19 protein-coding genes and 6 tRNA genes are annotated in these 21,112 nt (G+C 44.7%); 3 read left to right on the top strand and 22 right to left on the bottom strand.

Annotated features, from left to right (window positions below):
• Nucleotides 1-26: 26 nt before the first annotated feature.
• From SIO70_RS09710 to rpsU, 17 genes are all read right to left on the bottom strand, one after another.
• A complete protein-coding gene (locus SIO70_RS09710) occupies nt 27-3,113 on the bottom strand; it encodes a CusA/CzcA family heavy metal efflux RND transporter (protein ID WP_320580674.1) in 3,087 nt (1,028 codons plus the stop codon).
• Nucleotide 3,114: 1 nt separating this feature from the next.
• Nucleotides 3,115-4,212: an efflux RND transporter periplasmic adaptor subunit gene (locus SIO70_RS09705; RefSeq protein WP_320580672.1), complete on the bottom strand. Its 1,098-nt coding sequence runs from the start codon at nt 4,210-4,212 to the stop codon at nt 3,115-3,117.
• Nucleotides 4,213-4,222: 10 nt separating this feature from the next.
• Nucleotides 4,223-5,503, bottom strand: a complete 1,281-nt coding sequence (locus tag SIO70_RS09700; protein WP_320580671.1) for a TolC family protein — start codon at nt 5,501-5,503, stop codon at nt 4,223-4,225.
• Nucleotides 5,504-5,594: 91 nt separating this feature from the next.
• Nucleotides 5,595-6,956: a HAMP domain-containing sensor histidine kinase gene (locus SIO70_RS09695; protein ID WP_320580670.1), complete on the bottom strand. Its 1,362-nt coding sequence runs from the start codon at nt 6,954-6,956 to the stop codon at nt 5,595-5,597.
• A 99-nt stretch (nt 6,957-7,055) separates the two neighbouring features.
• Nucleotides 7,056-7,736, bottom strand: a complete 681-nt coding sequence (locus SIO70_RS09690) for a response regulator transcription factor (RefSeq protein WP_320580669.1) — start codon at nt 7,734-7,736, stop codon at nt 7,056-7,058.
• Nucleotides 7,737-7,905: 169 nt separating this feature from the next.
• Nucleotides 7,906-8,499: a transcription termination/antitermination protein NusG gene (gene nusG, locus SIO70_RS09685; protein WP_414017917.1), complete on the bottom strand. Its 594-nt coding sequence runs from the start codon at nt 8,497-8,499 to the stop codon at nt 7,906-7,908.
• Complete coding sequence (gene secE / locus SIO70_RS09680) at nt 8,499-8,690, bottom strand: preprotein translocase subunit SecE (RefSeq protein WP_083720891.1); 192 nt, start codon at nt 8,688-8,690, stop codon at nt 8,499-8,501. The genes nusG and secE overlap by 1 nt, the downstream gene beginning before the upstream one ends.
• Before the next feature lie 96 nt (nt 8,691-8,786).
• Nucleotides 8,787-8,857 (bottom strand) — tRNA-Trp (locus SIO70_RS09675).
• Between the two features lie 114 nt (nt 8,858-8,971).
• Nucleotides 8,972-10,159: an elongation factor Tu gene (tuf, locus tag SIO70_RS09670; RefSeq protein ID WP_320580668.1), complete on the bottom strand. Its 1,188-nt coding sequence runs from the start codon at nt 10,157-10,159 to the stop codon at nt 8,972-8,974.
• Between the two features lie 69 nt (nt 10,160-10,228).
• Nucleotides 10,229-10,304: transfer RNA gene (locus tag SIO70_RS09665), tRNA-Tyr, on the bottom strand.
• A 37-nt stretch (nt 10,305-10,341) separates the two neighbouring features.
• Nucleotides 10,342-10,413: transfer RNA gene (locus tag SIO70_RS09660), tRNA-Thr, on the bottom strand.
• Between the two features lie 183 nt (nt 10,414-10,596).
• Nucleotides 10,597-10,669 (bottom strand) — tRNA-Gly (locus SIO70_RS09655).
• 123 nt (nt 10,670-10,792) lie between these two features.
• Nucleotides 10,793-10,874, bottom strand: a tRNA-Tyr gene (locus SIO70_RS09650).
• An 84-nt stretch (nt 10,875-10,958) separates the two neighbouring features.
• Nucleotides 10,959-11,032, bottom strand: a tRNA-Thr gene (locus SIO70_RS09645).
• 274 nt (nt 11,033-11,306) lie between these two features.
• On the bottom strand, nt 11,307-11,606 hold the full coding sequence (gene hpf, locus SIO70_RS09640; protein WP_320580667.1) for a ribosome hibernation-promoting factor, HPF/YfiA family: 300 nt from the start codon (nt 11,604-11,606) through the stop codon (nt 11,307-11,309).
• A gap of 312 nt (nt 11,607-11,918) precedes the next feature.
• A complete protein-coding gene (locus tag SIO70_RS09635) occupies nt 11,919-12,863 on the bottom strand; it encodes a tyrosine-type recombinase/integrase (RefSeq protein WP_414017916.1) in 945 nt (314 codons plus the stop codon).
• Between the two features lie 80 nt (nt 12,864-12,943).
• A complete protein-coding gene (gene rpsU, locus SIO70_RS09630; RefSeq protein WP_083720899.1) occupies nt 12,944-13,141 on the bottom strand; it encodes a 30S ribosomal protein S21 in 198 nt (65 codons plus the stop codon).
• Between the two features lie 128 nt (nt 13,142-13,269).
• Between rpsU and SIO70_RS09625 the strand changes: the two genes are divergently transcribed.
• The 3 genes from SIO70_RS09625 to SIO70_RS09615 all read left to right on the top strand — a co-directional run bounded on the left by SIO70_RS09625 (nt 13,270) and on the right by SIO70_RS09615 (nt 15,748).
• Nucleotides 13,270-13,857 (top strand): riboflavin synthase, encoded by a 588-nt coding sequence (locus tag SIO70_RS09625; protein WP_320580665.1) that lies wholly within the window; start codon nt 13,270-13,272, stop codon nt 13,855-13,857.
• Nucleotides 13,858-13,874: 17 nt separating this feature from the next.
• Complete coding sequence (locus SIO70_RS09620) at nt 13,875-14,873, top strand: nitronate monooxygenase (RefSeq protein ID WP_320580664.1); 999 nt, start codon at nt 13,875-13,877, stop codon at nt 14,871-14,873.
• Nucleotides 14,874-15,112: 239 nt separating this feature from the next.
• Nucleotides 15,113-15,748, top strand: coding sequence for a hypothetical protein (locus SIO70_RS09615; RefSeq protein WP_320580663.1), 636 nt, complete (start codon nt 15,113-15,115; stop codon nt 15,746-15,748).
• On the opposite strand, the gene SIO70_RS09610 is transcribed toward SIO70_RS09615, so the two are convergent.
• From SIO70_RS09610 to SIO70_RS09590, 5 genes are all read right to left on the bottom strand, one after another.
• Nucleotides 15,737-17,074, bottom strand: coding sequence for a DUF58 domain-containing protein (locus SIO70_RS09610; protein WP_320580662.1), 1,338 nt, complete (start codon nt 17,072-17,074; stop codon nt 15,737-15,739). The genes SIO70_RS09615 and SIO70_RS09610 overlap by 12 nt on opposite strands.
• Before the next feature lies 1 nt (nt 17,075).
• The gene (locus tag SIO70_RS09605; RefSeq protein ID WP_320580661.1) at nt 17,076-18,056 is read right to left on the bottom strand and encodes a MoxR family ATPase; all 981 of its coding nucleotides are present in this window, start codon (nt 18,054-18,056) and stop codon (nt 17,076-17,078) included.
• On the bottom strand, nt 18,056-19,204 hold the full coding sequence (locus tag SIO70_RS09600; RefSeq protein ID WP_320580660.1) for a DUF4350 domain-containing protein: 1,149 nt from the start codon (nt 19,202-19,204) through the stop codon (nt 18,056-18,058). Before SIO70_RS09600 ends, SIO70_RS09605 begins: the two co-directional genes overlap by 1 nt.
• A 71-nt stretch (nt 19,205-19,275) precedes the next feature.
• The gene (locus SIO70_RS09595; protein WP_320580659.1) at nt 19,276-20,100 is read right to left on the bottom strand and encodes a DUF4129 domain-containing protein; all 825 of its coding nucleotides are present in this window, start codon (nt 20,098-20,100) and stop codon (nt 19,276-19,278) included.
• Nucleotides 20,097-21,080, bottom strand: coding sequence for a stage II sporulation protein M (locus SIO70_RS09590; RefSeq protein ID WP_083720916.1), 984 nt, complete (start codon nt 21,078-21,080; stop codon nt 20,097-20,099). Before SIO70_RS09590 ends, SIO70_RS09595 begins: the two co-directional genes overlap by 4 nt.
• Between the last annotated feature and the right edge of the window lie 32 nt (nt 21,081-21,112).

Below are 21,112 nucleotides of genomic sequence, written 5' to 3'. Positions count from 1 at the left end.
CAAAGGTAAAAGCATAATGCCGGTCTTTATTTTTTCCTGTAGGCCCAGTAAAAAAACTGTGGTAATACCATCAGACTCAATAGCATACACACAACCAATCCCCCCACTATCATAATCGCCAACGGCTTCTGGATCTCCGATCCCATGCCATGACTCAATGCCGCCGGCAATAATCCCAACGATCCCATCACCGCTATCATAAATACGGGTCTGATCCTATCCTTCACACCATTTTCTATCGCCTCTTTCAACGGCATCCCCTTCTCCCAGTAACTCTTCATCACTGATATCAATATGATCCCATCTATCGTTCCTACGCCAAATAATATAATAAATCCAATACCCGCCGAAATCCCGAATATGGTATGCGTGATCCACAACGAAAAGAACCCACCCATAAAAGCAAACGGCACCGTTATCAACGACAACAAAGTATCCTTCAGGTTATTGAAATTGATATACAACAGGAACCCGATCAATAACAACGATATCGGTACTATATACACCAGCCGGCCCGTAGCCCGCTGCTGACTCTCAAACTCTCCTGCCCATTCCAGCTTATACGCCTCCGGTAGTTTCACCCGCTTCTTTACCTTCTCCTGCGCTTCGGCTATGGTACCTCCCAGATCTCTCCCCCTCACTGAAAAACCTACCGCTATATACCGGCTGCTCCCCTGCCTGTAAATAAATGCAGGACCCGTAAAGAACCCAATATCCGCGATCTCCGACAATGGCACTTTTGCATCTCCCGCCGCCGGTACCAATATATTCCTGATCTCCTGCTCCGATTGTCTGAAATGCTCATCGTAACGCACCCTGATCTCAAACATCCGCTCTCCCTCATAGAATGTAGATGCCGACTTCCCCCCTATCGCCATCTCTACCACCGCCTGCGCATCTTCCATACTGATACCATACCTTGCCATCCTCGCCTCACTCAACTTAATCCTCAATTCCGGTGCACCAATATTCCTGAACACATTCACATCCTCAATCCCCCTGATTCCTTTGATCACCGCAGCAATACTATCCGCCGTCCGTTCCAGTGAAGGCAGATCATTACCATATACCTTCGCGACTAATGCACTCTTTACCCCCGCTACATACTCTTCCACATTATCCATGATCGGCTGACTAAACCCAAACACAATCCCCGGATACACCCGCAACTTCGCCTCCATCTGTTCCAATAACTGCTCCTTCGTTATATGGTGCTGCCATTGCCCCTCATCTTTCAACTGCACATGGAATTCAATATTGAAAAAACCAGTGGGATCTGTACCATCATTGGGCCTGCCCGTCTGTGTCAGCACAAATTGTACTTCATCAAAACTCCGCAGCTGTGCTTTCATCTCTTTCGTCAATCGCACCGATTCATCCAGGTTCACACTACTTGGCAGGGTGGCTCTTATATAGATCGCACCCTCATTCAGCTTTGGTATAAACTCCGTTCCCATACTGCCAAATCCCAGTATACAACCACCCAGTAATACAAAGAAACCAATGATCGTTCCCCTCCTGTACTTAGTCGCAAACTGAAACAACCTGAATATGATCTTCCTGAAAAACTCCGTCACCGCACTGTGCCTGTCTACCACATTCTTGTTCAGCAACAGTTTACACATCACTAGTACATAGGTCAAACTCAATAACAGTGACCCTAACAATGCATATCCCAAAGTAAAGGCCAGTGGTGAAAACATCTTTCCTTCCACTTTCTGAAATGTAAAAATAGGCATCAACGCTACGATCAGGATCACTTGTGCAAACAGGATCGACTTTGCCACACTTCTCGCTTTATCCTGTATGAAACCATCCTTTGGCATAGCGTTGAATGCCTCCATGCCCATATCACGGGCACGCTTGTCCATACTGGCAAATACATGCTCGACTATCACCATCGTTCCCTCCAGCAATAACCCAAAATCTACTGCTCCTATGGAGATCAGATTGGCCGACAGCCCCTGTATCCGCAACATAAGCAAGGCAAACAAAAATGCCAGCGGTATTACGGACGCCACTATCACTGTAGTACGCCAGTTATATAGAAACACAAACACAACAATGGATACCAGCAAAATCCCCTCTATAAGGTTATGTGTAACAGTTGTAATGGTCTTATCTACCAGCTCCGTCCTGTCCAGGAACGGTTCTATCTTTACATCTTTGGGCAGAATACGATTGTTCAGATCTGCAATCCGCTCCCGCAATTTCTCAATTACCTTACTGGGATTCTCCCCTCTCAGCATGATCACAATCCCTTCTACCAGGTCGTCATCACTGTTCAACCCTACTCTACCCAATCTTGGTTTTCCGGTCACAACTACATTCGCCACATTCTTCACCAGCACCGGGGTGCCTTTTACATTTGTAATAAGGATGTTCTCAATATCTGCTGTCTTTTCCAGCAATCCCACACCACGTACCACATATGCCTGACTCCCCTTCTGAATCACATCGCCACCTACGTTGATATTACTTTTACCAATCGCCTGAAATACATCCAATGCCGTCAACCCGTAGTTCGATAGTTCTGTTGGATTCACCCTGATCTCATAACTCTTTTCTTCCCCTCCAAAACTATTCACATCTGCTACACCTGGTACTGATAACAATTCCCTGCTGATCACCCATTCCTGCAGGGCAGACAAATCACGGATCGGTCTGTCTTTACTCCTGATCACATACCGGAATATCTCTCCCGTTGCACCATACGGTGGTTCTATTTCTGCATCTGCACCAGCAGGCAGATCCACATTCCGCATGCGGTTACCCGCATATTGCTGTGCATAAAAATCTTCTACATTATCTTCGAAATTCACCGTCACGACAGACAAGCCAAAGAGTGAAACAGAACGCACATCCGTCTTACCCGGAATAGTGCTCATCTCTTTCGTAATAGGCAATGTCACAAACTTCTCTATCTCTTCCGCACTCCGGCCCGACCATTGTGTAATAATACGGGCACGGGTATTGGTCACATCCGGATAGGCTTCTATCAATGTATTCTTAATGGCGACTACACCAGCTACAATCAGCAGGAAAGTAAAGAACAATACCAGCGTATGGTTCTTTAGTGCAAAGCCAACTATCTTTTCTACTAGTTTGTTCATACTATCTTCCTTTCAGCTGATTATAGATCAATAACTGGTTGCGACTGATGATGGTATCACCTTTGTGCAGTACATCCTCTTTCACATAATAATACTGCTTATCGTGCGACAGCGGATTAATGGTCAGTTCACGTACATCGCAGTCACTGTGATAAGCTATTACATGGTAGTTATCATCATCAAAGATTACGGCATCCAGTGGCACTGCCAGCGCCTGTTCATTTGTGCTCATATGTACATTCACACTCACCATCATATCCGGCTTTAATTCCAGATTGGCATTGTCAATTTCCACCACTGCTTTCATTACTTTTTCTTCCGGATCAAAGATGTTGGAAAGACGGGCGATCCTGCCTGTAAATACTTTTCCCGGATAAGCAGTGGTACTGATCGCTACTTCCTGCCCCGCTTTCACCATACCTAACTGTGCCGCATATACATTTGCCATGACCCACACCCGCTTCAGGTCAGAAATGATAAACAGATCATCATCACCCGCATTCACCTGATAGCCGGTAGTCATTTTCTTCGCCACTATATCACCACTCATAGGCGCATGTATCAGTAATACCCCTTTATCCACACTGCCCCCCTGTATAGTGAGGGTTTCCTTGATCCTGTTAATTTCCAGATTATCTGCGGCCACTTCATTCTGTGCTTCCAGCAATTCCTTGTCAGATGCAATGCCATCGTCGTGCAGACTGGTCGTCGCTCTCAATTGTCTTTCTGCCAGTGCAAGCGCAGCTTCTGCTTTGTGAAGCCCCGCAGATTGATCACTTAATTCTGTCGTTTTTATTTCGGCCAATACCTGTCCTTTGGTGACATAATCACCGAGGTTAAAACGCACGTCTCTTACTACACCACTGGCCAGTGATTGATAATGGTACAGGTGATCCTGATCATAACTCACACTCCCGGTCAGTTCCAGCTCTCCGTGTACCGGAGCCTCTGACAGCGGTGTTAACTGAATCAGCTTTTTCAGGCTGGGAGAAATAATGCAGGTATTTTCCTCCTGCGTAGTGGTGATAGCGGTAGAGGTAGAATTGTGACAGGCTGATATTAATACCATGGCCAGTCCTATGTAAAATATACGGTACATAATGCGTTGTTTATAGCTCCGTTCCGGTTAAGTAATTAAGCGTCGCCTTTTTCATACTGATGTTCCTGATTGCAGCATAGTATTGCTGCCTGCTGTCGCGGAATGAGCTGAAGAAATCAAGAAATTCCAGCAGACTTATATTCCGGCTCACGAAGTTGCGGCTGATGCCTTCTACCATAGTATCGAGTTTATCCAGGTAGTCGGTGTCAATACTTTCATACAAACCAATCGCTTTGTGCAGGTCTGTCCATTCTTTTACCACCGCATTATTCACTTCTGTGATCTTATTTTTCTCTAACAGATCACTTTGTTGTACCGCCAGTTGTGCCGCTTTGATATTGCCTTTATTCCTGTTGAAAAATGGCAGATCCATAGAGACACCGGCACCCATAAAGTTGAGCTGATCATTACCTGCTCTGTCATAATTTACATTGAGGCTCAGGTCAGGCACCCTGTTTGCTTTTTCTACAGTCAATGCAGCTACACTCACCTGTTTTTGTTGCTGTGCGGCCATGATACCAGCATTGTGTTGTGTAGCCTGTGTGAGTAATTCCTGCAAAGGATGTTGCTCCAATTCAGTGACCATATCTGAAGTAGGTATTGGATCGTTCAATACCAGGTACACATTTGAGTTCAGCGCCAGTAAGTTTTTCAGGTGTTCCTGCTGTGCCGTCAGGTCTTCGTGTGTTTCATTGATATCCGAGTGCAGGGAGATCTGTAAAGCTTTGATACGGTACATTTCAGTTTGTGAAATATTTCCCTGCTTCAGCATGGCCTCTTGTGCCCTTAATAAAGTATTCACAACGCCTAACTGAAATAACTGATCGCCCTGTATCTGTTGCAGATATAGTAAAGAGGCTTCTGTTTGCCTGAAGTCAGCTTTCAATGATTGTAGCAAGTCCATGAAATTGCTTGCCGCGAGGTCTTTGTTGCGGGATTCCAGGTCAATATTTTTCTTTCGCTTGCGTGCGGTATAAATCAGTTGTTCCAGTTGTGCGCTGAATGTTCTGTCTCTCCAGAAATTACCAAATAGCGGAGGCGCAGATGCGGTCGTACCATTGGTATAAAACTGGATGTCGCCGATAGACAGGTTGGGATTGGGCCATGCTCTTGCCTGCAGGATCTTTGCTTCTACTATAGGGATTTCCAGTTTCCCTGCCAGCAGTGACAGATTATTTTCAAGAAAAACCTTTTCAGCATCCGGCAGCGCATACCGTACAGTATCTGTCTGCGCTTCAGCTACAGGCAGCATGGCTGCGAGATATAGGAAGAGGAATAATACCCGTTTCAAATACATGATCGTTTCAGAGATTTTTAACGCATGTAAAGTTGCAACGCTGTTATTAGGGGGCCGTTAGAGGTAAATTAAAAACCCATTAGATTTAATGGTGAATCGTGAAGGAAACGTTAAATGTGCTGCCGTCGCCGGGTTCACTGCTCACACTGATGTGTCCATTGTGTGCCTGGATGATCTTTTGTGCCATCGATAAGCCGATGCCAAAACCGGGATAGATACGTGCATTATTTGCCCTGAAGAGTGGCATAAAAATACGTTCTGCATCTTCGGGTGATATACCGATTCCACTATCCGTGATTGTTATTAACAATTGCTCTTCCTGACAATCCAGGGTGCAATCCACAGGTTGATTGCCGGAGAACTTAAAGGCATTCTTGATGATATTTTTGATAGCCAGTACCAGCAACTCTCTGTTCCCTGTTATTTCCAGTCTGGTAGCATCTTCAGGCAATTGCAACATCTGCATATTGAGTAACTGTTCCGGATGTTTTCCGGCCCATTCTTCCCGCAGGTCCCACAGCAGTTCGTCCAGTCTGATATGTTCTTTGCCTGCATGGGCATCTTTATCGGCCTGGGTGAGCTCCAGCAGTCCATTGGTGATGGTTTTCAGTTTGGCTGATTCATCCAGTACAGAGCGCAATGTTTTCATATAGTCTTCCTGATTTCTTTGTTTTTGGAGAATGACTTCCAGCTCTGTAATAATAGCTGTCAATGGTGTACGTAACTCATGCGATGCATTGGAGACAAAGGATTGCTGCATGTGAAATGCTTTTTCCAGGTGTTCCAGCAGGTCATTAAAATTACTGGCCAGTTCATCGATTTCATCTTCATTACGGCTCTTTTTCACACGGGCATGCAGGTTAGAGGCCCGGATATTTTTTACCTGTCTGTTAATGAAATTGATGGGGCGCAATGCACGATAGGAGAACCACTGCCCGATTACAAATACCATGAGCATGCCGAGTGCAAATGTGCCCCCTAATATCCAGAGGTTATGCATCAATTGTGCCTGCCCCGCTTCGTTGCCGGCGGTGACGAAAATGACAAAGTTCCCCTGGTTGTCTGAATAATAAAGCCCTACAGCGGGTTTACCTTTATAATGGAAACGGTACTTTTTATGGTAGCGAACTGCCTGGATAACGGCAGGTGGTATGTGGAGGGCACCGGGTTCAATAAATACAGGTTGGTTTTCTTCATCGTAGATCATACCATCTTCGCCGGGGATGGTCTGTATGTATTTCTTTTCGATGTCTTTCCACTTCTTTTTGGCCAGTTCATCTTTTTCCAGGAATACCTGTGCAGTGATGAGGGCACGGTCTTCCAGCTGGCTAAAAAAGGTGTTATTCACATAGTTTTGCAACAGGAGGTATACGAGCACGAAAATGACCAGCAGGATGCAACCTGATAGAACGGTAAACTGCAATGCCAGTCGGTGACGTATCTTCATAATCACGTTTATTTCATCTTCATCACGTATCCCATGCCGACTACGGTGTGTATTAAGCGGTCGCCTGAGAATCCTTTTTCAATTATATTTTAATCTCACTTATTTCATCTTCATCACGTACCCCATGCCGACTACGGTGTGAATTAAGCGATCGCCAGAAAATCCTTTTTCAATTTTATTGCGGAGGTAGTTGATATATACATCAATAGTGTTGGTACCGCTGTCGAAGTCCAGTCCCCATACAGTTTGGGCGATGTATGCGCGGGAGAGGACTTTATTGCAGTTATTCATGAAGAGTTCTAACAAAGCGTATTCCTTGGCGGTGAGGATGATTTCTTTGTTTTCCCGGGTGGCTGTTTTGGTGTCCAGGTCCAGGATGAGGTCCATGAAGGTGAGTTTGGTGGTAGCGGCTTTGAAGTCGGCGGTACGGCGGTGCAGGGCGTTTGTTCTGGCCAGGAGTTCACTGAAGTGAAATGGTTTGGCGAGGTAGTCGTCTGCGCCGGAGTTGAGGCCATCTACGATGTCGGGGGTAGTATTGAGGGCAGTGAGCATGAGCACGGGGGTACGGATGCCTTGTTCACGGATGCTTTTGCTCAATTGCAGGCCGTTCATGTAGGGGAGCATCACATCCATGATGATCACATCGTAATCGTGCTGCATGATTGCTTTATGCCCGATTTCGCCATCGTAAGCTACTTCCACCTGGTGTTGGTCTTCTTCCAGTCCTTTTTTGATGAAAGCGGCGACTTTGGGCTCATCTTCTATCAGTAGTATCTTCACATGGCAAAGGTACCGATAAGTACCGGGGTGGGGAGGGAATTGGCATTATAATAGGATTAAAAGATGGTGGCGCCATAGGTGCCAAAACCTCTTAAAATCACTTTAAATTCTTATAAACAAAAAAAAGCCGCCCCTTTCGGAACGGCTCCTATTAAAAAACCTAAAATCTTTAGCTTATTTTTTCTACCTGCATAAAGTTCAACTCCACTGGTGTAGCGCGACCAAAGATCTTTACTGTCACCTTCAACTTCTTCTTATCTTCGATCACCTCTTCAATAATACCATTAAAGTCATTGAATGGTCCGTCGATAATCTTGATAGTTTCACCAACGATGAAAGGTTCGCTCATGGTCAGTCCGTTATCAGACAGTTCATCGACCTTACCTAACATTTTATTTACTTCAGCTTTACGCAGAGCGATCGGCTTTTCTTTACCAAGGAAGTGAATCACACCGGACACGTTGCGGATGGATTGGATGACTTCGTCACTCATTTTACCATCTATAGCTTCAATCATCACATATCCGGGATAAAAGTTCTTTTCGCGCATCACTTTCTTACCGGCCTGTACTTTATACACTTTCTCAACAGGTAAGAAGATCTGAGTGATCACATTTCCCCAATCGGAACGGCGCACCTCAATATCCAGGTATTCTTTCACCTTCTTTTCTTTTCCACTCACCACTCTCAGTACATACCATTTGGTATCCTGGGTCGGAACATTTGTTTCTTCTGCAGGGTTATTGGATGCTTCTATCATCATTAGAACATTTTATAATACTGTGTTAACACCAGGTTAGAAAGGGCATCCATTCCCCATACAACAAGGGTAATTACCACGGTAGCGATTAGAACAACCATTGTAGAGGACTGTAGTTCCTGCCAGCTAGGCCAGGATACTTTATGCACCAGTTCATGATAGGATTCCCGGAAATAGTTTCTGAGCTTGTTCATTGGTTTAAAATTAACCGTTTGAAAACATGAAAGGTGAAAAGCGAATGGCGAATGAAATTCACAATTCACCTTTCACTTTTCACCAATTTTACACTGCACGGGCACAAGGATTCGAACCCTGATCAAAGGTTTTGGAGACCTCTATTCTACCATTGAACTATGCCCGTGTATAAAGCCATTAGCAGTTTGCTTATGTCACACCGAAATCGAATTTACTAAAAAATCTGATTACCGGCTAGCAATTTGCGAATTGCTAATGGCTTTTATGCTGAAAAAAGTGATTACTTGATGATTTCAGTAACCTGACCAGCACCTACGGTACGTCCACCTTCGCGGATAGCGAATTTCAGACCTTTTTCCATAGCGATTGGAGCGATCAGCTTAACCACGAGACCGATGTTATCACCTGGCATAACCATTTCAACACCAGCTGGCAGTTCAACCTCACCAGTTACATCCGTAGTACGGAAGTAGAACTGAGGACGGTATTTCTGGAAGAATGGAGTGTGACGGCCACCTTCTTCTTTGCTCAGTACGTATACTTCACATTTGAAATCGGTGTGCGGAGTGATAGTACCTGGTTTAGTGATAACCATACCACGACGGATATCTTTCTTTTCAATACCACGGAGCAGCAGACCAGCGTTGTCACCAGCTTCACCTTCGTCGAGTAATTTCTTAAACATTTCAACACCTGTACAGGTAGAAGTAAGAGGTTTTTCGATCAGACCAACGATTTCAACTGGTTCACCCACCTTGATACGACCACGTTCGATACGACCGGTTGCAACGGTACCACGACCTGTGATAGAGAAAACGTCTTCTACAGACATCAGGAAAGGCATATCAACTGGGCGAGGAGGCAGCGGAATGTACTCATCTACAGAGTTCATCAGCTCTTCTACAGCAGCAACCCATTTCTCTTCACCAGCCAGAGCACCTGTAGCGGAACCCTTGATGATTGGAGTGTTGTCACCATCGTAGTTATATTTGCTCAGCAGCTCGCGGATTTCCAGTTCTACCAGTTCCAGCAGTTCAGGATCGTCTACCAGGTCAACTTTGTTCATGAAAACAACGATACGAGGTACACCTACCTGACGAGCGAGCAGGATGTGTTCTTTAGTTTGTGGCATTGGACCATCTGTAGCAGCAACCACCAGGATAGCACCGTCCATCTGCGCAGCACCAGTGATCATGTTCTTCACATAGTCAGCGTGACCTGGACAGTCAACGTGCGCATAGTGACGACTTGCAGTCTGGTATTCTACGTGTGCAGTGTTGATGGTAATACCTCTTTCCTTTTCTTCAGGTGCGGCATCAATTTCATCATATCCTTTCTTCTCAGCCAGACCCTTGCTTGCCAAAATATTTGTAATGGCAGCAGTTAAGGTAGTTTTACCGTGGTCAACGTGGCCGATGGTACCAATGTTTACGTGGGGTTTATCCCGCTTAAAGGTTTCTTTTGCCATTGTATTTTTTTTAGATGGTTTGTAAAGATTGTATTGATTGTGTTTTGTTAAAACGGTTTTACAAACTTGTACCGTTGATGAGAATTGAACTCATGACCATTACCGGCACATTTACCGGAAACCGCTCTTCCACTGAGCTACAACGAAATGTTGGATTCCGGACTATTGAATGAATCCGTTTGAGCTGTTGATGAGAATTGAACTCACGACCTCTTCCTTACCAAGGAAGTGCTCTACCCCTGAGCTACAACAGCATACTAATTACTTTTAAAGAACTTTTATTGCCCATCAAACCTGCTGGTTCTGAAAAAACCAGTTTGAACGACGAACAATATTCATAAAGCTTTGGAGATTTTTTACCTGAACGGATACAGTGTAATATTTCTGCAAAACTTACCGCTCAAGGCCATCACGAAGCAAATTCGCAATTAACTATGAGCGGGAGACGAGGTTCGAACCCGCGACCTACAGCTTGGAAGGCTGTCGCTCTACCAACTGAGCTACTCCCGCATTTGTTAAAATAATATCAGAAAGAACTCTTTAATTGCTATGGCGCTCTCACACTTCAGCTTCTCCTCTTAACAAAATTGTTCCGCCATTGCTATTAGGCAAAGGCGGAACATTTGCACTTTGTGGGCAGGACAGGATTCGAACCTGTGAAGACGTAGTCAGCGGATTTACAGTCCGCCCCATTTGGCCGCTCTGGAACCTGCCCATTCTTTACTCCTGAAAAACTTCCACAAACCTCTTCATCCGTTGCGGGACTTACTTTATTTTGTTTGCTTCGGATTTCCTCCGGAGCCAGCAGAGGGATTCGAACCCCCGACCCACTGATTACAAATCAGTAGCTCTGGCCAACTGAGCTATGCTGGCATACCAAGTATTTATATCTTGAGTACTTTTCTTAAGCGCTTTTTAGTTGCTTTATCTGCTTCTTAGTTGCTGTCTTAAGAGGGTGCAAAAATAATAGTATTTTGTTATTCTCAAAATCTTTTTTTTCAGCACTTAGTACTTTTTTTTCGTACCTGATCGTATTGGCTAAAATGCCCTACAGTAAAGAACTTTACTACCTTTGCCCGATCCCTTTTTTCGATCGGGATGGCAAAGGTAGTAAACAGATTATTAATTCCAAAATATTTTTAAGATTTTACTGAAGTTTTTTCTCCTTAGTACGCTTAATCTGGTTAACAACGGAGTCAAATGCGAGGTCAAAAGATTCTTCGAAGGATTTGCTTTCGTGCTTTACAAATAAGTCCTGGCGCGGAATGTGCACTTTTATCTCGGCTACTTTATCCTTGATTTGATGGGCTATTCCATCCAACTTTAGAAAAACTTCCACACTGATGATCCTGTCATAATAAGTATTGAGCTTTGCGACTTTTTTGCTCACATGATCAATCAATTTGGAATCCGCATCAAAATGCACAGTTTGAATTTGAACGTTCATAGCACTAAATTTTTTTTAGTTTTAACAATCTTGTACATGCTCGTAACATTACGTCATAGGCTTTCAATCAATTATTTTTAATGGCATGAGAGTGTAACGACTAATGAAAACAACATACAAAGAACTCATTACTAATTTAGCGAATTAAGTGGTTATTATCATAACCATTTAGTAATATTTTGTTAATATATAAGTAACGAATTTTCCCATATTGGGGAATTGCATTTGCCTTTGGCAAAAGATAAGGGGTTCCCTATTTAATTTAGGAGAAATGTACGCTTTTGGGAAAATGCAATGCCTTTCGCCGCCATACTATCCCTTTGGATGCGCCTTTTTATACGCCTCCTTCAACTTCTCAATAGTATTATGCGTATACACCTGCGTCGAAGCCAGGCTTGCATGACCCAACAACTCTTTCACTGCGTTCAGATCCGCCCCATTGTTCATTAAATGTGTTGCAAACGTGTGCCGCAGCGTATGCGGACTTTTCTGACTGATCGTGGTGATCTGGTGGGCAGTGAGATAATGCCGCACCACATTATAGACATACTTTGGATATAATTTACGACCCGATTCCGGATTTACGAGTAACACTTCCATATCAAATTCCGCCAGCTCCTTCCTCTTTATATCCTTATACTCCCCTATTTGCTGCCCCAATAACGGGCTAATCGGTATAATCCGCTCCTTATTCCCCTTTCCAAGCACTTTAATCGTCAACCGGGATATATCAACATGCCTGACCTGCAACCCTATCAACTCCGACAACCGTATCCCTGTATGATACAACAACTCAAATATCATCCTATGGGTCTTTCCCTTCAGATCATCCGAAAATATAGGTTTATCTTCCGTCCCCTTCCTCATACTTCGATTGTCTTCAATAGCCTGCATCCCCTTTTCTTCAATAAAATGTGGTACCCTGCTACCTAATTTAGGCACCGATACCTTCGTCATAGGGGTTTGGGTAATTTCCCCCTGCTGCAATGCATATTTGAAAAATGACTTAAGTGAAGAAACTTTGCGGGTTACAGTCTTCGCAATCATACCCTGGTCGATTAAAGTGACCAGCCAGGTACGGACATAGGAATGCGATATGTCAGAAAGTGACACATCGCCATATTGGGATTGTAAAAATGTAAAAAACTGGATAAGATCCTGCTGGTAAGCAGCATAGGTATGCGCGGAATAGCGCTTTTCAAGCTGAATATAAGCCAGGAAACGGTCTACTACTGCGGGTAATACGTCGCTCAACACAAAAAAATTGATGATTGTAAAGTTATTAAAAACCTTACAATCATCACATATTTTGCGTTGGAATTATCCGTAATTAGATATTAAACGTCAAATTTACCAGTAGCCAACTGCTGTTTGTAAACAGCTTTCAACACCTGGGTACGACGCTTAACAGAAGGTTTTGTGAAAGATTGACGAGTTCTCAGTTGTAACAGTATACGCGCTTTCTCAAATTTCTTTTTGTACTTCTTGAGCGCCTTGTCAATATTTTCGCAATCTTTAGAATCGATAATTAACATAATAAATACCTCTTTTTTTCAGGAAGGCAAAGATAAACCATTTAATTCTAAAAAAACAAACTATTGTTTGAATTTTATGGGTGCCTTTCGTCAGCTTTCACCTCCGCTTTTTTCCATAATTTCGTTCCATGTTTACAGGAATAATAGAATCACTAGGCGAAGTTATAGCTACAAAAAAGGAAGGCAGCAATATGGTCATCTCCATCAGCTCCTCCCTCACTCCCGAATTGAAAGTAGACCAAAGCATCGCCCACAATGGAGTTTGCCTCACAGTTACCCACATTGACAAAGATATCTACCAGATCGTAGCCGTTGCCGAAACCCTCCAGAAAAGCAATATCGGCCTGCTTACTCCAGGTCAGAAAGTAAATCTGGAAAGAGCCATGCTCTTCAATGGCCGCATAGACGGGCACATTGTGCAGGGCCATGTAGACGCCACCGGCGAATGCCTCTCCTGCACCCCGCAAAATGGTAGCTGGGAATACCGCTTCCGCTTCCCGGCCCAGTTCGCTGGTCTTATCGTGGAAAAAGGCTCCATCTGCCTCAATGGTATCAGCCTGACTGTTTTCAATGTTACCAACACTGAATTCACCATCGCTGTCATTCCATATACCTACGAACATACTAATATATCAGCTGTTCATGCCGGCAGTATCATCAACCTGGAATTCGATATCCTGGGTAAGTACGTCGCACGGCAGAAAACAGCCAGCTAGCATATAAATACACACGCATGAAATTAACCTCAACGCTGGCCATCCGGTACCCGGTGATCATGGCTCCCATGTTTCTGGTAAGTAATGAAGCTATGGTCAGATCTGCTATGGACAATGGTATTGCCGGTACCTTCCCCTCCCTCAATTACCGCCGCGAAGGTGAACTCAAGGATGTCCTCGACAGACTGAACGCTCACCGCACCCAGGCCCCACAAGGTACCTATGGCGTGAACCTCATCGTCCAAAAGACCAACCCGCTCTATTCCAAACACCTCCAGGTCTGTGCCGAATCCAAAGTCCCACTCTATATCACCTCCCTCGGTAGTCCCAAAGAAGTCATTGCCGCCGCTCATAGCTATGGCGCCACAGTGCTCTGTGATGTGACGAACCTGGCCCATGCGGAAAAAGCAGCACAGGCAGGCTGCGATGGCTTTATCGCCGTTACCGCAGGCGCCGGTGGCCATGCAGGCCCCTACCCTATGCATGTACTGGTGCCCTCCCTGAAGGAACACTTTCCAGGCAAAATACTCGTTGCCGCTGGTGGCATTGCCCATGGCACCCAGATAGCCAGCGCCCTCCTGCTCGGTGCCGACGGCGTATCTATCGGTACCCGGTTTATTGCCAGCCACGAAGCCTCCGTGAGCGACGAATACAAAAACGCCATTCTCCAATACGGCATGGACGACATCGTACTTACTGAACGCCTCTCCGGTACCCCCTGCAATATCATTAATACCCCCACCGCCCAGAAAATCGGTTATACACAAAACTGGTTCGAAAAACTCCTCAATAACAACGCCCGTACCCGCAAATACTTCAAAATGCTCGTACAACTCAGGGGGATGAAAAAACTGGAACAGGCCGTAAAACCCGGGAATTATCAACAATTATGGTCCGCCGGCCAGAGCGTAGAACTCGTAAAAGAAATCAGCTCTATTGAAGAAATTGTTCACAACCTGATGCAGGAAACAAAGCTTGCCCTGGACGCTGGAAAGAATATCAGCGCAACTATCTAAAAATCAATCCAATACCATATATAAGTCCACCTCAGGTCCACCTTGAGTAGGTCGCTTCTTCGACGATGCTTCTTCGATGCCTCTTCGTCATAACTACGTCACCAATTCGTCACCAAAAGGGCACCTCAATATCCCCGGGATAATGAAGTGCCCTTTTAGTGCCCTTTTAGTACCCTTATAGCACTATAGCTACATCGAAGCTACACCCTATTTGGAACGATTTTTTATACCTTTCCCCTATGAAATCATTCCTCACCATTTTATCCACCCTTATTACCCTGTTGGCCGCCGGCCAGCAAAAGGAAGTTACATCCATCAAAGCCGTCTACGACTCCTCCTCCCTCCCCGAACTCTATAACAAAATCCCCATCGGCCTCTATATCGCATTCGCCAACGGCGAAATAAGAACCACCCCCGGTTTCCTCCGCGGAAATTACAACTGGAACCGCATCAAGGTAGTCCCCAACAGCGGTACCTTTCAGAATGGCTACTTATTATTGGACAGAAAATCCCTCATCAGCCAGGATTACACCATCCAGCTGACCATTACCAGCGCCGACGTTCCCCAGTCTATGACAGCGGACATCGTACTCCCCAAGCTGGACAGCATCCGGTTTCACCATTATGCCGACAGCCTGAAAAGGGGTTTCCATTATTATCTGAATGTAGAAGGGATCTATAGCTCTGGTAGAATATTCCCTTTGGATACCAGCGCCGTCTTTTTCGAAGTAAGTAATGGGAAATTATTGGGGCAGGATCTGCTGATTAACAACAATGAAATGGATATACAATCTGTAAATGCGACAGCCACATACAAAAATGATGAGCGCCTCAAGGCACTCACCACTATTCCTGTAAAAAAATTAAATGAGTGAGCGTGATTTCAGCTCCAGGTATTTGTTGATCAGGTGCAAACTCAACTGCTGCGGCGTAGTCAACAGGGAAAGGATCCCGAACTGCGCCAGCTCACGCACCATTTGCTTCTTCTCATAAGCAAACTTCTGCGCAATCACCTGTCTGTAAATGTCTTCTACTGCTGTAGGCGTTTCCTGGGTGATTTTCTTTAATTCTGTATTCTCAAAAAATACCACCAGCAACAAATGATATTTTGACAACCGGCGCAGGTAAGGCATCTGTCTCTGCAAGGCGGACAATGACTCAAAGTTTGTAAACAATATCAGCAGGGAGCGTTGGTTGAAATGACTACGCAGTGTTACCACCAGCTTTTCATAGTCACTCTCCTGCCACTGCGTTTCCTGTGCATACAGGGTATCCAGAATTTTATTCAGCTGTACTTTCTTACTGCTCGCCGGCAATACATCTACATCCTGCTCCATCAGCGTGACCAGTCCCGCCTTATCCCCTTTCTGCAAAGCGATATTGCTGAACACCAGCGAAGAATTGATGGCATAATCCAGCAATGTCATACCTTCAAAGGGCATCTTCATCGCCCTCCCTTTATCAATCACACAATAGATCTGCTGCGACTTCTCTTCCACATAGTTATTTATCATCAATCCACCTCTGCGCGCTGTGGCTTTCCAGTTCACTCTTCTCACATCATCGCCACGCACATATTCTTTAATATGATCAAATTCCATACTCTGGCCAATCATCTTCTTTTTATGTACCCCCATCTCTCCCACACGATCATCGAATGTATACAACTCAAAATTGCGCAACTGCAAAAATGAAGGATATACTTTCACCGTTTCCGCACCGGCTTTTATAATACGTCTTTGCACCAGCCCGATCGGACTTTTTACAAATGAATTCGTATCGCCAAACTGGTATTCTCCTCTCTCCACCGGACGCAGCAAGTATTCCACCACTTTCGATTCTCCGGGTTTCAACATTGTTTTCTGCCTGAAATCTCTCAGCTGGAATTGAAAAGGTAATTCATCCAGTATAGTGACAAACACAGGAAAACGAAAGTTATTTTTTACATGCAGACGAATGGTATTGTCATCTCCATTACTAAAGCGCTGCCCCATAACCCTGGATACAGGAAACGGATCAGGACCTGCGGTAAACAGGAAGAACAAATCGACCAGCCACAATAACCCCAGCCCCGCTACCAGGAACAAAGCCACCGGGTATAACACCGGGAAAAAATAAGCCAGTATAAAGAACAGTGCCAGTGCACCTATAATCGTATACAGGCGGGTGGTAAAGAATAATGCCAGAAATGTTTTCTTCATATTACCTCGGTACTTCTACAGCTTTGATGATCTGGGCGATCACTTCATCGGTTGTGATGCCTTCCATTTCACGCTCAGGTGTCAGCATAATGCGGTGACGCAATACATGTGGCAGCATGTTCACAATATCATCCGGCGTTACGAAATCACGGTTGTTAATGGCCGCAGTTGCTTTTGCACAATTCATCACCGCGATAGAAGCACGTGGAGATGCACCCAGGTACAGGGAAGCATTCACACGGGTTTCCTGGATCAGTGCTGCAATGTAGTGCAGCAGTTTATCTTCAATATGTACTTTCCTCACAAGTGCCTGGAATTCGATGATCTGGCTGGCTGTCACCACTTTATCCACCATTTTAGTCAGGTCTGTCAGCCCATTGAACTGGTGCATAGCCTGCAGCATAGTGATCTCTTCGTTCAATGAAGGATATTTCACTTCGATCTTAAAAAGAAAACGGTCCAGCTGTGCTTCAGGCAGGCGATAAGTTCCTTCCTGTTCAATGGGGTTCTGGGTAGCGACAACCATGAATGGCGCAGGCAATGGATGCGTGATACCATCGTTGGTGATCTGTTTTTCTTCCATCACCTCGAACAGGGCCGCCTGTGTCTTGGCAGGGGCACGGTTGATCTCATCAATCAGTACCAGGTTGCTGAAAACCGGTCCTCGTTTATATTCGAAGTTCCTCGATTCAGGATTGAATACTGAGGTACCTAACACATCGGCAGGCATAATATCAGGTGTGAACTGTAACCTGGAAAAATCTGCATCGATACTTCTGGCCAGCAGTTTTGCGGTCAGCGTCTTTGCTACTCCGGGTACTCCTTCGATCAGTACATGTCCCTGTGTCAGCAAACCGGTGATGAGCAGTTCCACCATTTCGTGCTGACCGACAATTACTTTTCCTATCTGTTCCCGTATAGCAGCTACACCCTGGTGCAATGCATAAAAATCTGTACGGGGATGAAATGTAGTTTCCTCCATTATTTAGTATTTAAATAAAACGCCTGTATTTTACTGTAAAACTCCTTCAGGTATGTATCTGTGATTTTATCCGCCAGCTGTATAAAGTGAATACTGTCAATGATCGCTTCTACTTCTGCCAGCGGCATACCTGCTTTATGTGATAAACGACGTATAAAGTCGTCGTCGATCGTATTTGTATTCAGATAATATTTTGTGCGGATAAATTCCAGCCATTGCATGATGATCTTTCTCGCCAGGTTCACGTTGTCATGCTGTTGATAGTATAACTGCCCCAGCGCTTCTACGAATTCCAGCGAGTTATTTGTCAACACTACTTTGTCAGGAATAATCCGTTGTCTTCTTTTACTTTCAAAAAGGGCATACAGCAGCAAGAGCAATACCAGCAGCCACAATGCCCAGCGCAGGGAAGGATAGCGCATCAGCACACTCCACTGACTAAATTCTCCTTCCTGTGGATACTGGTGATATTTATAAAATTCATCCCAGTACACGGTGGAATAACCATAGGTGTAAGCCGCCAGTTTTTCAAGTGAACCAAGATTGTGTTTATACATCAGGAAGTAGTTGGTCAGAATAGAAGGTTGCAGCAGCAAAAAGACCTGTCCCTTTCCGACATTGATCTTTACAAAATTGGCCCTGAAATGACTGTCTGTACCCAATATCGTAGTCCTTGCCGTATCCAGCAGGGTAAAGTAACGGCCCCCTGCAATTGAATCCCGGGCATATACAGTATCAGGCGGCAGTGCATGGTTCACATAGTGCTCTTCGGCACCTGGTTTTGCAAAAAAATTAGTGTTGTTCGACACCCTGGTATATAACCTGCTTATAAAGGTACTGTCCAGATCAGTGGCTGCTACAAAAAGCTGGTTGCCCCTGTTCACAAACTCAATCATGGAATCCACATCTTCTGCTGTGGTAAACAGCCTGTTTGCCACCAGGTAGTAAAGAATACCTTCCCCGGTTCTGAGATTAATGTCTTTCTTAGCAGTGGCAGCAAATGGTTTGGAAACTACATTGGGATGTTCGCCATCGTAAAAGGATGGCAGAGATTCGAACATCACATAGCAGCCCCCCGGATTTTTATCCTTATAAGAAAATGTCTGCTTTTCCAGGTGCAGGTCCTCATCCCGTGATAACGACTGCATATTGGAAGCTATTATTGCTACCACGAACAATAGCAAGAATACAGAAGCGATGATTATTCCTATTGTTCTTTTCACCGGATATAGCCTAATTCGTTCATAAATTGTTTGAACTGCCCCTGAATAGTGCTGAATTGTTCACCATTCACAGGCACTTCACCGTACCATATATATTCATAATCCACAGTCAGTCGTGCAAAAGATTTATGCCACTGGGTTTGCGACAAGCTACGCAGGTAAGCAGCATTTGTTTTCTCCTTACTATACACAATAATTTCTTTATCGGCCAGTACCCGTATTGTCTGCAGGTACATAAGGCGCACTGCCAGCCTGAGCTTCCCTTCTGCAATTGCCTGCTGAATATGACTTTCGTATCCACTCGCGTCATGCTCTTCTTCTACCAGCTGTATATCCTCCTTATTATCATTCTCCGTTTTACTCCACTTAAACACATAACCGTTTCTGCGGAGGTATACGAAAATAGCCACCCCCATTGCAGCCAGAATGGCGATGACGATGAGCCACCAGAAAGCTTTGAAGAGGTATGCAATCCCAATAAAAATAGCCTCCAGCCATTTGAAATTAAAGTTGGATGGTTTTTTAGGAGGTTTCTGGTGATATACCAGTTCTTTGTCTTTGTTGAATTTATCCTTTACCTCGGTTGGCAATTTTCGGATCAGCAGGGCAGATGCTTCGTCATAGTCATCTATGGTATCTGCATCCATAGGTATTGCTTCGTCATACAGGTATGGAGCTGTATTCAGGGCCACCACGGTATCAATATCTGCAGTTACCTGTGGAACAGGAGCTTCCATAATACTTACCCCTGTATCCTGTGCAAACAGGCTACAGGGCAATAGTAATAATGCGATTAATAATGCTTTCAATCCTTCCCTCATTTCACAGGTTTTATAACTTTGCCGGCTTCATCCAGTCTGAATCCCCTGCGGTATACATATATCGGGTATACCACAAAATAACCTACTATAAATATCAGGGACAGGGACAAGATACTTACACTTGCAAACATGGGCATTTTGGTATGCCGGGTCACAAAACCTTCCAGGAATGCAGCGGTGAGGAATACCGGGATCAGGCTGATCATCATCTTGACCGCATCCCTGGCTGTTTTTTTCAAGGCATCCAGCCGCTTGCGCGTACCCGGAAAGATCAGGCCACTTACCATCACGAGACCTGCGGCACCTGTGATAACGATGGAAGAAATTTCCAGCGTACCGTGAATCCAGATCACCAGCACCGACTTCAACCCCAGCCCTTTGGCAAAAAATAAATATTGAAAAGCTCCCAGCATCACCCCATTGGACATGAGGATGTATAAGGTGCCAATACCCATAAATATCCCTCCCATAAAACACATGATCGCCACCCTGATATTGTTGTAGGCAATCGTCATGAACATAACCAGCTCATTTCCATTACCATACACACCAAATGGGTCCCCGTTACTGATATTTCTTTCCGTCATGCTCACATACTCATCGCCCAGCACTCCTCTTACAAAAGTTTCGTCGCGGGCGGCAGAAAATGCGCTCATTACACAGAATAACAGAAAAAATATAGCGGTGAATAATAATAATCGATGATATTTACGGAAGATCAGGGGTAACTCATACAAAAAGAATCGCTGAAAACGGCCGTCCTTTTCCTGGCGGTTTCCATAGATCCGCTGGTAGATGTCTGCCGCCAAACTGTTAATGTAACCTGTGACCTTGCTGAAACTATAAAATGTTTTGGCGTACGCAAGGTCATCCAGCAAACTGGTGAACCGTGCAGCCATCTCATCCGGATCCTCGGTTGGTTCCTCCTGGTACTTTTTCCAGCGGGGTAAATTTTTCTTTATAAAAGTAGTCTCACGCATGGGTTATCCATTATAACAAACATATACATTAA

The sequence above is a fragment of the Chitinophaga sancti genome (genome assembly GCF_034087045.1).
Lineage (GTDB): Bacteria > Bacteroidota > Bacteroidia > Chitinophagales > Chitinophagaceae > Chitinophaga > Chitinophaga sancti_B.
This window is presented reverse-complemented; position numbering and strand designations above follow the sequence as displayed.